Origin of the sequence: Acinetobacter sp. YT-02, assembly GCF_002412355.1 — a bacterium.
Taxonomy (GTDB): domain Bacteria; phylum Pseudomonadota; class Gammaproteobacteria; order Pseudomonadales; family Moraxellaceae; genus Acinetobacter; species Acinetobacter towneri.
Map to the genome: position 1 here is coordinate 23,137 of NZ_NOZT01000039.1, position 12,770 is coordinate 35,906.

At 41.7% G+C, this 12,770-nt stretch carries 16 protein-coding genes; 10 read left to right on the forward strand and 6 right to left on the reverse strand.

The window, feature by feature from the left end; translation table 11 throughout:
- The first annotated feature begins 8 nt into the window (after positions 1-8).
- The gene (locus CF596_RS10475) at positions 9-917 is read left to right on the forward strand and encodes a bestrophin family protein (protein ID WP_096902411.1); all 909 of its coding nucleotides are present in this window, start codon (positions 9-11) and stop codon (positions 915-917) included.
- A 105-nt stretch (positions 918-1,022) separates the two neighbouring features.
- Here the strand turns inward: CF596_RS10475 and CF596_RS10480 are convergent, their stop codons facing one another.
- Positions 1,023-1,877: a PHP domain-containing protein gene (locus CF596_RS10480; protein WP_096902412.1), complete on the reverse strand. Its 855-nt coding sequence runs from the start codon at positions 1,875-1,877 to the stop codon at positions 1,023-1,025.
- A 45-nt stretch (positions 1,878-1,922) separates the two neighbouring features.
- Here CF596_RS10480 and CF596_RS10485 point away from each other — a divergent pair, with 45 nt between their 5' ends.
- Genes CF596_RS10485 through mnmC form a run of 4 tightly spaced genes read left to right on the forward strand, consistent with a single transcriptional unit; the run spans position 1,923 to position 5,266 of the window.
- Positions 1,923-2,534, forward strand: coding sequence for a septation protein IspZ (locus CF596_RS10485; RefSeq protein ID WP_004976239.1), 612 nt, complete (start codon positions 1,923-1,925; stop codon positions 2,532-2,534).
- Between the two features lie 29 nt (positions 2,535-2,563).
- Entirely contained in the window at positions 2,564-2,866 is a 303-nt protein-coding gene (locus CF596_RS10490) for a YciI family protein (RefSeq protein ID WP_096902413.1), read from the forward strand.
- A gap of 5 nt (positions 2,867-2,871) precedes the next feature.
- On the forward strand, positions 2,872-3,327 hold the full coding sequence (locus CF596_RS10495; protein WP_004976237.1) for a hypothetical protein: 456 nt from the start codon (positions 2,872-2,874) through the stop codon (positions 3,325-3,327).
- 37 nt (positions 3,328-3,364) lie between these two features.
- Positions 3,365-5,266 carry an FAD-dependent 5-carboxymethylaminomethyl-2-thiouridine(34) oxidoreductase MnmC gene (mnmC, locus tag CF596_RS10500; RefSeq protein ID WP_096902414.1) on the forward strand — a complete coding sequence of 634 codons (1,902 nt, stop codon included), beginning with the start codon at positions 3,365-3,367 and terminating at the stop codon, positions 5,264-5,266.
- 79 nt (positions 5,267-5,345) lie between these two features.
- Here the strand turns inward: mnmC and CF596_RS10505 are convergent, their stop codons facing one another.
- Entirely contained in the window at positions 5,346-5,660 is a 315-nt protein-coding gene (locus CF596_RS10505) for a rhodanese-like domain-containing protein (protein WP_004976235.1), read from the reverse strand.
- Positions 5,661-5,752: 92 nt separating this feature from the next.
- On the opposite strand from CF596_RS10505, the gene CF596_RS10510 reads away from it, so the two are divergent.
- Both CF596_RS10510 and CF596_RS10515 read left to right on the forward strand, forming a co-directional pair.
- The gene (locus tag CF596_RS10510; RefSeq protein ID WP_004976234.1) at positions 5,753-6,241 is read left to right on the forward strand and encodes a YajQ family cyclic di-GMP-binding protein; all 489 of its coding nucleotides are present in this window, start codon (positions 5,753-5,755) and stop codon (positions 6,239-6,241) included.
- 12 nt (positions 6,242-6,253) lie between these two features.
- Entirely contained in the window at positions 6,254-6,757 is a 504-nt protein-coding gene (locus CF596_RS10515; RefSeq protein ID WP_096902415.1) for a DUF4442 domain-containing protein, read from the forward strand.
- 85 nt (positions 6,758-6,842) lie between these two features.
- Here CF596_RS10515 and CF596_RS10520 read toward each other — a convergent pair whose 3' ends face one another.
- Genes CF596_RS10520 through CF596_RS10530 form a run of 3 tightly spaced genes read right to left on the reverse strand, consistent with a single transcriptional unit; the run spans position 6,843 to position 8,645 of the window.
- Complete coding sequence (locus CF596_RS10520; RefSeq protein ID WP_004976232.1) at positions 6,843-7,274, reverse strand: acyl-CoA thioesterase; 432 nt, start codon at positions 7,272-7,274, stop codon at positions 6,843-6,845.
- A gap of 42 nt (positions 7,275-7,316) precedes the next feature.
- Entirely contained in the window at positions 7,317-7,748 is a 432-nt protein-coding gene (gene trxC, locus CF596_RS10525) for a thioredoxin TrxC (RefSeq protein WP_070153832.1), read from the reverse strand.
- A complete protein-coding gene (locus tag CF596_RS10530) occupies positions 7,749-8,645 on the reverse strand; it encodes an alpha/beta fold hydrolase (protein ID WP_096902416.1) in 897 nt (298 codons plus the stop codon).
- A gap of 123 nt (positions 8,646-8,768) precedes the next feature.
- Here CF596_RS10530 and CF596_RS10535 point away from each other — a divergent pair, with 123 nt between their 5' ends.
- Together CF596_RS10535 and CF596_RS10540 are read left to right on the forward strand one after the other, a co-directional pair.
- Positions 8,769-9,104, forward strand: coding sequence for a TIGR01244 family sulfur transferase (locus CF596_RS10535; RefSeq protein WP_096902417.1), 336 nt, complete (start codon positions 8,769-8,771; stop codon positions 9,102-9,104).
- A complete protein-coding gene (locus CF596_RS10540; protein ID WP_096902418.1) occupies positions 9,097-9,519 on the forward strand; it encodes a sulfur transferase domain-containing protein in 423 nt (140 codons plus the stop codon). Before CF596_RS10535 ends, CF596_RS10540 begins: the two co-directional genes overlap by 8 nt.
- A gap of 138 nt (positions 9,520-9,657) precedes the next feature.
- Here the strand turns inward: CF596_RS10540 and CF596_RS10545 are convergent, their stop codons facing one another.
- Positions 9,658-11,115, reverse strand: a complete 1,458-nt coding sequence (locus CF596_RS10545; RefSeq protein WP_096902419.1) for an Ig-like domain-containing protein — start codon at positions 11,113-11,115, stop codon at positions 9,658-9,660.
- Between the two features lie 160 nt (positions 11,116-11,275).
- On the opposite strand from CF596_RS10545, the gene CF596_RS10550 reads away from it, so the two are divergent.
- Positions 11,276-12,655, forward strand: a complete 1,380-nt coding sequence (locus tag CF596_RS10550; protein ID WP_096902420.1) for a dihydrolipoyl dehydrogenase — start codon at positions 11,276-11,278, stop codon at positions 12,653-12,655.
- The last annotated feature ends 115 nt before the right edge of the window (positions 12,656-12,770 follow it).

Genomic DNA, 12,770 nt, shown 5'->3' on the forward strand with positions numbered 1-12,770 from the left:
CTAATAAAATGATAGTCAATCAACCAAGCGTATTTAATTTGTTGTTTTCTTGGCGAGGCACGATTTTACCTAAAATTTTACCACCTTTGGGGGTGGTGATGCTGCTCTCCGCCATTATTGGTGGTTTATCTTATATTGGCTATTTTCATTTTCCAGAATTGCCTTTGGTTGGTTTTACTTTAATTGGCGTGGTGCTCTCCATCTTTTTGGGTTTTAAAAATAGTGCCTGTTATGACCGTTGGTGGGAAGCGCGCAAACTCTGGGGCATGCTAATTGCCAATGCACGCCACTTTGACCGCAACTGCCGTATGTTGAGTCAAGGGCGACGCGAGCGGGTTATTCAACACGTCATTGTATTTGCCAACGTCTTACGTGACCGCTTGCGCCAACAAACCGCCAATCCAACTGAATTGATTCAAACCAGCGGCATGAGTCAGCAAGCCATTACCCAACTGTATCAACAAGCCAATGCGCCACAATATACGCTCAGTTTGATTCAATGGGAGTTAATGCAAGCGCTAAAAGAAGGTGAAATTTCCGATATTATTTACACGCAGATGAATCAGCATGTGACCGAACTCAGTTTGGTGCAAACAGGCTGTGACCGTATTGCCACCACGCCATTGCCTTTTGCTTATTCAGTCTTGCTCAACCGTACCGTGTACTTTTTCTGTTTTATGCTGCCGTTTAGTTTAGGGTCTACGCTCGGATTGGCGACACCACTTTTGGTGGGTATTTTGGCTTATACTTTTTTAGGTCTGGATGCGCTCAGTTCTGAAATTGAAGAACCTTTTGGCACGCAAAGCAATGACTTACCTTTAGATGCCATGGTAAGAACCATTGAAATTGAATTATTGGGTACGTTGGGTAAACCAACGCCACCACCAATTCAGGCACAGGACAATAATTTGCTTTAGACCCTCTTCCCAACCTTCTCCCAGAGGGAGAAGGAGTTTTTATCCTTTCTAAATTTTAATAATGGATATCACATCTGCTTATATGAGAAGGTTGGGATGAGGGAGTTACTCAACAAAACTCTCCCAAATCCCAATTTGACCATCTTTCACCCGCGGAATATTGCCCAATTTAATCCACGGCATATTTTCACCATGAAAATCACTGCCGACAGATACTTTTAGACCATGTTCAGCAATCATGCGATCCACCATTTGACGGGTCGATGCAGGGTCAATATTAGGCGGCAATTCCACTGCATCACCCCCATATTTGGCAAAAATTTCAATTAAATAACGAATATTGGTCGCAGATAAATCATAACGGGTTGGATGCGCCAACACGGCAAAACCCTGACTGTCGTGAATCACCCGAATCGTATCTTCCAAACTCAAGCCATCAAATTTCACATAAGCCTTTTTGCCTTCTTTGATGTATTTATCAAATGCTTGCTGCACACGCGTTACAATGCCTTTTTCCTGTAAAGTTTTGGCAATGTGTGTGCGAGTAATCCGATCTGCTACGCCATCAACTTTAAGAAGCACATCGTTATAAATATCTTGTCCGATCAGCGGAGTGAGTAAATCACAAATTTGTTTGGCACGTTCTGCACGAATTTGTTTTTGCTGTTCCAGCAGCGCCTGTAAAGGTGCAGGATTTTGCATGTTTAGCGCCACCACATGCACGCTATAGCTTTTTTTAGTGGCAGGACGTGACCATTGACTGGAAATTTCCACTCCCGAAATAATCTTTAAATCTTGCCCCTGAGCCGCTTGCTCTGCCAAAGCCAGCCCATCCATTGTGTCATGATCAGTCAATGCCAAGGTATGAATGCCCTGCTGAATTGCCGCAGACACCAATTCTGCAGGTGACAAAGTTCCATCAGAAATATTACTGTGTGTATGTAAATCTACGCCGTGCATCACTTATACTATGTCATTTATTTGATCAGATTTAGATACTCTAACATGAAAGCACTTTTAGACTTTGTGCCCCTCATTATTTTCTTTTATTTATACAAAACTGTAGATCCAAAAGATACTAATCATCAATTACTACAACTGATCGGCTCTGCAGGCGGTGTCGATAACAACCATATTTTGGTGGCCACCACAGGTCTGATCATCTCGATGTTAGTGGTGTACGGCGCATTGTTCATCATGCAAAAATTCCGTTTAGATAAACAACAGTGGATTGTGCTGTTTATGACCGTAATTTTTGGTGGCGTTACTTTAATGTTAAGCGATGACTTTTATATTCGCCTGAAAGCTGCCATTTTAAACATTGTATTTGCAGGTGCTTTTTTGCTATCACCATGGTTCAGCAAAGACCGTAAACCACTGATTCAACGCTTATTTGGGCCTGTGTTCAACTTGACCGAAGCTGGCTGGAAAAACCTGAATTATACTTGGGCAGCCATGTTTGCAGTCATGTCTTTCCTACACGTATTTTTTGCATTTTTATTTATGGACGGAAAATATTGGGGCGAATTCACTGCTTTTGGTGACATGATTGTGATGTTTTCCTTTATCATTGTGCAGTTTATTGTATTGCGCAAATACTTTAAAACATCTGAATAATTTCTGATCTGCGATATTCGAGAGTAACTATGCCTTTATTTGTTCTGAGTTGTACTGACCGTGAAGGTACACTGGAAAAACGTCTTGCGACCCGTCCTGCACATCTTGCACGTTTGCAACAACTCGATGCCGAAGGTCGCTTAATTGTGGCGGGGGCAATGCCAAAAGACCCAAACAATCCGCAAGCAGGCTTTTATGGCAGCACCATGATTGTCGATTTTGACAGTCGTGAAGCACTCGATGCTTGGCTACAAGATGAACCTTTCTTAAAAGAAGGCGTATATAGCCACATTGACGTTAAGCCATTCAATAAAGCATTCCCTCAAGGATAAGCGCTATGCGTTTCGTTGTTGCCAGTGTTGTTGCTGTTCTGCTCAGTTCACCTGTATATGCAGTTGAGCCAGCCACAACCACACCTACTGCACCTGCTCCTGCTGCTGTGACCAACACGGCAGCTGTAGCAACAGCCAATGGGGTTACTCCTGCACAAGATAAGCCCCTGACTGCAGAACAAATTGCCAAAAATAAAGCCCTTCAGGAAGCTAAAACCAAAGCCTTGATTAAAGATCAGAGCACACGTTTGCAACAACTTGAACAGGCAAACCTCGATGCTTTGGCACAGAATCAGGAACTGCAACTTAAAAACGATAATTTAGGCGTGCAAGTTCAAGTACTGCAAAGTGAACGCAGTGCGCAAATGTTTTTATACGGTGCTGCAACACTCGCGGTTGGCGTATTGCTCGGCTTCTTAATTGCTAGCTATGTCTATACCAAACGTCGCCGCCAATGGTAAGGTGAGCATTCACCTCTTGATTTAAGGTACTCTGGTTTTGTTTCAGCCTATTCAAACTGCCGAGCTGGATTGGCAACTGGTCGATGGTATTGATGTGCCCATTTCCAAACAATTTGGCGATGTGTATTTCTCTAAAGACAACGGTTTATTAGAAACACGGCATGTGTTTTTACAGGGCAATGACTTACCCATCCGTTTAGCAGCGCTGAATGATTTTGAATATTTTTGTGTAGGCGAAACAGGCTTTGGTACAGGCTTAAATATTTTAGCGCTCTGGCAATTATGGCAACAGGTACGTCCCAGTAATCGCAGCCATTTACACGCAATTTCTGTCGAAAAATTTCCACTTTGCAAAGCCGATCTTATACGTGCCTTAGCGGCTTGGCCCGAACTCAGTCATCTGTCTGAACAGCTGATTCAGCAATACCCTGCCGCTATTGCAGGCTGTCATCGTTTAAACTTTCCAGATGAACGCTTTAGCCTAGATTTATGGCTAGGCGATGCTCAGGAAGTTTTTCCTGTCATTGCTAAAACTGCTCCTGTCAATGCGTGGTTTTTAGATGGCTTTGCACCCGCCTGTAACCCCGATATGTGGCAGGAAACCGTGCTCAACCCGATTGTAGCACTGTCCGATTATGGCACGACTTTTGCTTCATTTAGTGTGGCAGGCGTACTCAAACGTGGCTTAAAACAACACGGTATTCACATCACCCGCCCACGCGGTTTTGGGCATAAACGGGAAATGCTGAAAGCCATCTGGCAAGCGCCTGAAATAGAGCCAATATCCGATCAGAACGAAACTCAAATTACAACAAATACCACAACAAGCAACCAACAGCGCCATATTGCGATCATAGGCGCAGGAATTGCGGGTTTAAGCTGTGCGTGGGCATTTTCCCAACGAGGGCATCAAGTCACGCTCTATGACCAAACAGCGCCACTTGCAGGCGGTTCTGGCAATCCTTTGGCACTCTTAAACCCAAAACTTTGCCCAATTCATCAAAGTGCTGATCATTTAATGACTTTGGCATGGCAACATGCTTTAAATCACTATGCCGCATTCAAAGCATTTCGTCCGTTGCAGATTCATCAACTGGCACTTAAACATGCCGATGAATTGCTGGATTTAGCCACACAATACCCAAAAGGTATTTTAGCAGCACAGAGTGCAACCGAACTTACGCCACAAAGCGACTTTGCCAGTTTAAGCTTATTGCAAGCAGGAGCAGTTTCTCCACATCAACTGCGTGATGAAATTCTTGCGCATCCGCACATTCAGTTTCAGCAAGCTCAAATTAAACAAATCACCACGACAGCACAGCAACTGATCTTACACAGCCTAGATACTGAACTTGGAGTGTTTGATCATGTCATCGTCTGTGCAGCGCTGCAAAGCGGTGCTTTTTTTGAGCATTACCCTATGCTTAAACCCATTCGTGGGCAAGTTAGCTGGGTAAATAATACAGATCAGGCTTTGCCATTATCACAAGCCTATAGCTATGGCGGCTATTGCATGCAGCTCAATGCCGATCAACTGATTTTAGGTGCATCGTTTTATCCAAATCGGGAAGATTGTGACGTCTTGGCAGAAGACCATGTGCATAACTACGAACTTATCCACAGTGTCTTTCCTGCGTATGCCGAAAACTTAGCACCCGTAGATACTTGGCAAGGTCGCGCTTCGCTACGCGCCCAAAGTAAGGATTATTTTCCCCTACTTGGCAAAATGCGTGATGATCAGGAAATTTACAGCTTTGCAGGACTCGGTTCTAAAGGCTTTTTATTTGCCCCGTTGTGCAGTGAAATACTGGCGGCACAAGTTTTAGCAGAAGCCTGCGCTGTACCTAAAAACTTAGTACAAAAACTGGCAGCTACACGTTTTCAGAAAAAGGTGAAAACCAAGAAGCCTTATTTTAAAGCTCCTCCACCTTCAAGCTAACGCTCGCTTAGAGAAAATAGAAATAAAACGATACCCAACAAAAAAGCGCCTTACGGCGCTTTCTTCATATTGATGATACTTAGTGACCTTGTTCCAAAGGCATGCCTGCGTCGCGCGCAGCACGTGTACCACCCATTAAAACCACATATTCACGTGAGCTGTCCAAACCTTCTAGTTTTTCCGCTGCACGTGGGGCTTTACTTCCGCCACCACATAAAATGTAAATGGGTTGATCCGCCGACACCTGAGTAAGACTCTCTGCTGATAGATCGTTAATTGGCTGATTCACAGCACCTTTAACATGAGCTTCTGCATAAGCACTTGCATCACGTACATCCCAGATAATCGCGTCAGCTGGGAACTCAAATGTTGTAATTTCTTGTTTACGGATCATTGCGCACTCCTTTGATGTAAAACAACACTTGGCAAATGAAGAAAACATCCCTAGCATCTCAGATATTGTTTCCATTTGCAAAGGTCTTCATTATGCCTTCTTTCGATATTGTTTCTGAATTAGAACTTTTTGAAGTGAATCATGCGGTTCAAAACACACAAAAAGAAATCGGTACTCGTTTCGATTTTCGTGGTCAGGATGTTTCTATCGACCTCAATGAAAAAAACAAAGAGATTAAAATCTCCACTGAAAGTGATTTCCAATGTGAGCAAGTGTATACCATGCTCGAAAATCACTTCTATAAGCGTAAAGTCGACATTCAGGCGCTTGACCCACAAAAAATGACCGCATCAGGTAAAAATGTGATTCAAGTGATCAAACTTAAAGATGGTCTTGACTCAGATACCGCAAAAAAAATTAACAAAGCCATTAAAGACAGTGGCATTAAAGTGCAATCTTCTATTCAGGGTGACAAAATTCGTGTGACCGACAAGAAACGCGACACATTGCAACAAGTAATGGCGTTCTTGAAAGAGCAACAATTTGGTCTGCCACTGCAATTTAACAACTTTAAAGATTAATTTGGGGATGTCATGACACCAACCAATCGCTTAAACAAACTGGTCAAAGCAACATCAAAATTGCCGAAAGGCATTCAAAGCCGCCTTTTGAGTCAAGCCTTTGGTCGTGTCGTGCCGATGGTGGGCACTGCGAAAATTCGCTATCAAGAAGTAACCCCATCGCAAGTGGTGGTCAGTCTTGCCAATCATAAAGCCATGCAAAACCATATTGGACAGGTACATGCCTGTGCTATGGCGCTGTTGGCTGAAACTGCCACAGGTTTTGTAACTGCCATGAATGTGCCTGATAGTGCCATTGTGCTGATTAAAAGCCTGAAAGTGGACTTTAAACGTCCAACTCAAGGTGCAATGACAGCCATTGCCACACTCAGCCCAGAACAGCAACAACTCATGCACAGCACCGACAAAGGCGAAACACTGGTCAATGTCAGTGTGATTGATGAATCAGGCGAAGCCCCGATTCAGTGTGAAATGTTGTGGGCATGGGTGTCAAAATCACATTTAAAGCAGAAATAAGCCTAATACTTGTTTCTTCTCCAATAAAAAAATCCCAGCTACTGTGCTGGGATTTTTTCATTACGATGTTTGATTAGCTTGATAATTATGATGCTTGACTAGCCTGAGCTTCTAAAAACTTCTGTTTGGCTTCTTCAGGAATCTGACGTTTTGAGCCTTTGACATCAACCGCAACAAAGGTAAATACCCCTTCGGTAACACGCACAGCTTCACGTGAATCATCATGGCTGTCCCACACTTCAATTTGCATTTGAATTGAAGTATTGCCCACTTTCAAAATTTTGGTGTAGCAACTGATCACATCGCCCACTTTTACAGGCACCAAAAAAGTCATTTGGTTAATGGAAATCGTGGCACAACGTCCTTTACTAAAACGCTCGGCATGAATCGCACCAGCCAAATCCATCTGTGAAACGATCCAGCCTCCAAAGACATCTCCACTCCAGTTGGTATCTGCTGGCATGGCAATTGTTTGTAGGGAAAGCACTCCCTCTGGTTTTGCATGAGAATCTGACACGTTCACTCCGGACATTTGCATTAAATTAGCACGAACAGTGCATTAAGACTGGGCGTTGAGTTGCTGATCCAACCACTGTTGTAATTCAGTCGCTCGTAGCGCGCCGCTTATTCTAGCAATTTCATTGCTTTTATTCATCAATACCAGTGTTGGAATACTGCGCACATGGAATGCACTGCTTAAGCGTGGATTGGCCTCGGTATCAATTTTGGCAAACACCACCTGCGGATTTTGCTTGGCAACTGTTGCAAAATGTGGTGCCATCATCTTGCAAGGACCACACCAGTCCGCCCAAAGATCAATCAGAATAGGTAAGTCACTATTTTGAATAAAATTACTGAAATTTTGCTCATTCAATTCAATGGGTGCAAGCGGAATCAGCGCTTGATGACACTGCCCACATGCAGGATTGGCAGATAATTTATCTTCAGGTACACGGTTTTTTGCACCACATCCAGGGCATACAATAATCATTTACTGAACTCCAAACAGTTGCTGTAAAAACTCTAATTGGGTCTGAATGGCTTTTTTAAACCATTCACCATGATAAATATCGAAATGTTGCATATCCCACTCTTCATATTGCACATAAGGCGCAATATTGGTGGCCGTTTCACGACTCGATTCAATTGGAATCAGGCTGTCACGCTGTGCAGCAATAAATAACACAGGGATGTTGATTTGCCGCACTTCTTGAATGGGACGATAACGAATCAAATTAAAAAATACCCGAGCAGGAATTTCTCCACTCCAGTAATGGTCGGGGTTCACAATTGACATATAACCTGCATAACTGTCTGTGGTCGGTAAAAAACACAGTTCTTTTTGCGCCACCACTGCCAGCGTTTTGGGCGACATCCCCACCTTTGCTCCCATATAGTCCTGACTGGAGATTTTTAGGGCTTTCGGAAGTTGCTGCAAAGGATATAACTTGGCACTTTCCGCACCATCTACAAAAGGCACTTGTACCATGACCGCGGCAATATTGTGTAAGCGTGAGGCCAAACTCAGCACATATCCGCCACTCAGAGAAGTTCCCCACAGAATCATGCGTTTGGCATCAATCGACTTACGTTCCGCGATATGTGAAATCATGCTGCGCCAGTCATCTAACTGCGCCTCTATGGATACCAACTCACGTGGACGCCCCGTACTCCCGCCCCAATAACGATAATCAAATAGCACCACGGCATAGCCTGCCTGAGCAAAATATTGTGCGTATTGCACCAATTTAAAATGACGCAAGGCCGCCAGACCATGCGCCATCAGAATTACCGCGGGTTTTTCTATAGATTTAGGGCGATAAAAGTCTGCAGCAATCACCTCGTGATCACTTTTGACATATAAAGGCTCGACCGTATAGGAATGCATAAGCGCTCCATTGCGTTATTTTATCGTTATCGTCGTTATAAATATTTCAGAACATTCTGCTCTTGAATCTGCTTAATGCTATCATAAAGCATATTGTCATGAATAAAATGATGGAGTATTCCCATGTCTGAACAAGTCGGTTTTGCGGGTCAAATTGGTCCTGAACATGTGAGCCAAGTTGTAGAGAAAGGCTTTAAGTCAATTATTAATAACCGCCCAGATATGGAAGGTGGTGCTGAGCAACCAACCAGTGCGCAAATTGAAGAAGCTGCACGTGCAGCAGGCTTAGATTATGTCTATCAACCTGTGGTGTCTGGTCAAATTACTGAAGTCGATGTGCGTACTTTTGCCAATCACTATAACGAATTGCCAAAACCTGTGTTGATGTTCTGCCGTACGGGTAACCGCTCAAACAACTTATTCCAGTTGGCAAAACAAATGGATTTGTTGGATGACTAAACCCATCCTCAAGTATGTATTTTGCTGTATTCTGATCTGTAGCAGTATCCCGCTGAGTCACGCTCAAAACGATGTTCAGACTTTAAATACCAAAGTCAGTGTTGCAGGTCAGATGAATGCTGCCAAATTTTCACAGTTGATGCGGCAAGGTTTTAAATCTGTGATTGTGAACCGCCCTGATCAAGAGATGGGTAATGCAGTCAAGGTGAGTGAATTACGCAATATCGCGGAAAAATCCCAGATCAGTGTGATTTATCAACCTGTCAACAGCGGTAAAATTTCTCAAACAGACATTCTTGAATTCGCTAAATATTATAATGAGCTTCCAAAACCCATTCTGATGATTTGTCGTAGTGGCGCTCGTTCTAGTACGTTATTTCATCAGGCAAAATCTCAAGGTTTGTTGCATGAATAAAATTTTATTGGCAGTAATATGTGTCTTGGTTCTCACTGCGTGTAGTTCGATGCAAGTGCGCCCGACTGTGGGGACTTCGCTCTAATTTTTAAATTAAATTCCCCATAAAAAAACAGCGCCGAAGCGCTGTTTTTTTTATTATTCCCCATCAGAACAATTTAACGATGTTCCATACGGACTTTCCAAATTTGGTGCAATACCATTTTCAATATCTACATCACTGATTAAGTAGCTTAAGCCAAGACTAGTAGAACCATTTATTGATTTACCACTCACAATCGAGTTCGCAAGAATTTGAATATTTAAATATCCTGCATAAATTTTAGGATATTGAATTTTTAAATCAAAGCGTCCATTTGCATCTGTTGTATATTTATTATCAGTAGCGGGTTGATCCTCTGCATTAATAAAAGAAACAACCTGAACTGTCTGTCCTTGCTTCACAGGCTGTAATTGATCAATTTGCTTACCATCAATGTTTACTTTTGTAATTGGAGAAAAACATTGTGTTATTACATCAGGAAGATACTTATCAACCTTACCATCTGGGGGAAGATCTGTATCAAAAAAATTATAATTCCCTTTGTTATAACTTAAAGCATTAACTCCCATTACCACATCTTGATTTGGTAAAGGTTTCCCATCAACATCAGTTACATGTACAGAAATATTTTTGTAATAGTAAACACCTGATGCTGAGTCTTCAATTTTTGTTGGATTATACAAAACAGAAATAGCACCAACAGGCTTAGGAACAGTAGAGCTTACTACATCTAATTTATATGTATAAACTTGAGTTGATTGACCAAAATTAGCTTCTAGCACTAAATCATCTTTGATGAACTGCTCTGCACTATAATCTTTCACTCTTTGCGATTCACTGAAAGATAGCGTATACGTAATTTTCCCATTGCTATCTGTTTGAGTAGCATTTGGTGTGAACTTGACGCCATTTAGAGACGAATTTTTGACTTTTAATGATATAGCTTGATTAGATAAAGTAGCTCCATTAGCATCAACAGCCGTTAAAGTTACTGTTGTTTGATCCCCTCGAACATTGAGTGAAGTTTTAGTCGCATCAAACAGAACAATACTTGTAGTATCAGAACCATTGTTAGTATCAGCACCTGTGACAGAAATTGTTTGTTCTTGGCTTAATGCACCGTTATTTGTTTTAGCTATAATTTTAAAACCATTTTTAATCAAATCAGTCAATGTTGTCGACGTACTTGGAGTCGCTAATACATATACAGCATTTCCAGATTCATTAGTTTTTTGCACAGCTACACTTAAATTACTAACATTATTCGTTGAATCAACAATCATTAAAGTAATATTAGCATCTGGTACTCCCCCTTTGTTTTCATCAAGGGCTCTAACCGTAACAGTAAGTTGACCATTTGTCGCAGCCATAGACAATTTGTCTAATTCAATTTTTAATGCAGACGCAACAACAGCTTGCTCAACAGTCTCACTATCTTCAATTTTATCAGTATCAGCAGCATTGTTATCATAATAACCACCGCCACCACAGCTAGCCAATAGAACCGCTAAAGCCACAGCCGAAAATTTCAAACTAATTTCTTTCTTTTTCATTGAGTTATTCCCCAAATCCCTCTAAAACTACGAGTTAATCAAATACATAATTAATATTGTCAGATATGTAACCATAGTTACTGCTTTATGTAAATAAAAGCATGATAAATGTTTTGTTCGTGTTAGCCTGAATTTATTTATTACCTGAAGTAGCTCACAAATGTACGACCTCATTATTATTGGTGCAGGCACCGCAGGCATTAGCGCCTATAAAGAAGCGATTAAATACACCCAAAACCTACTCATCATCAATCACGGTCCATGGGACACCACCTGTGCCCGCGTTGGTTGTATGCCCAGCAAAGTTCTCATCTCTAGTGCCAATCGCATGCACGACATACAACATGCACAAGAAGTTGCACTCACGGTAAATGCAAAAATTGATACATCCCAAATCATGATGCACGTACGCCAATTACGTGATCGTTTTACCCGTGCCACACAAAAAGATGTAGATCGTTGGGAAGCATCCCATAAAGTTTCGGGCTTTGCGACTTTTATAGATGCCCATACAATTCAAGTGAATGGACAGCAATATCAGGCAAAAGCTTTTATTATTGCAGTCGGTTCTACTCCTGCTTATGAGCAAGCATGGAAAGAAAAATTAGGCGAACGCTTAATCACATCAGATCAAATCTTTGAATTAGAGAACTTACCCCAATCTTTGGCCGTCATTGGCAGTGGTGTAATTGCAATCGAATTGGCTCAAGCTATGCAACGCTTAGGGGTAGATACCACTATTTTTGCCCGTAGTCGTAAAGTTGGTTCACTCCGCAGCCCAGAACTACAAACCATTGCACAAGATACACTCAGTCGAGAATTGAATATCAAATTTGAAACCTTGCCTACACAACTACAAAAAACAGAACAAGGCGTGAAAATTGAATATCAAGAAAATGGACAAATACAAAGCTTAACTGCCGATTATGTATTGGTTGCTACGGGTAGACGCAGCTATTTAGATCAGCTTCATCTTGAAAATATTGATACAAGTTTCAACAACATCAAACAACTCCCAATTGATCCTCATACCAAACAACTCGGACAGCATGCTATTTTTATTGTGGGTGATGCACACACGAATACTCCCATTCAACATGAAGCAGCACATGAAGGGCGTGCAGCCGTGCATAATTGTTTAAGCTTTCCAAACATTGAAAATATAAAAACATTAACACCCATGGGCATTGTGTTTAGCTCACCTGAAATGGCATCTGTAGGACAAAACTATAAACAACTGAAAGAGCAAAATATTGCATTTACGACAGGCTTTGTTTCTTATGAAAAACAAGGTCGCGCTTTGGTGCTGGGAAAAAATAAAGGTGCGATTGAAGTTTATATTAATAATAAAAGTCAAAAGTTATTAGGTGCTGAATTATTTGTGGATGCTGCTGAGCACATGGCGCACTTATTGGCTTGGATGATTGATGAAGAACTCACACTTGAGGATATTTTAGATAAACCGCTCTACCATCCAACACTAGAAGAAGGTTTAAGAACAGCATTTAAACATGCACGTCGACAACTACGTGAAGTCTAATCAAATTTGGAAAATATGCTTACTATTTAAAACCATCCTCAGATGGTTTTATTTTGCCTTCACTTTTTATAGTTTTTAATATTTTCTTTTCTACATAAAAAAACACCCCCAACGC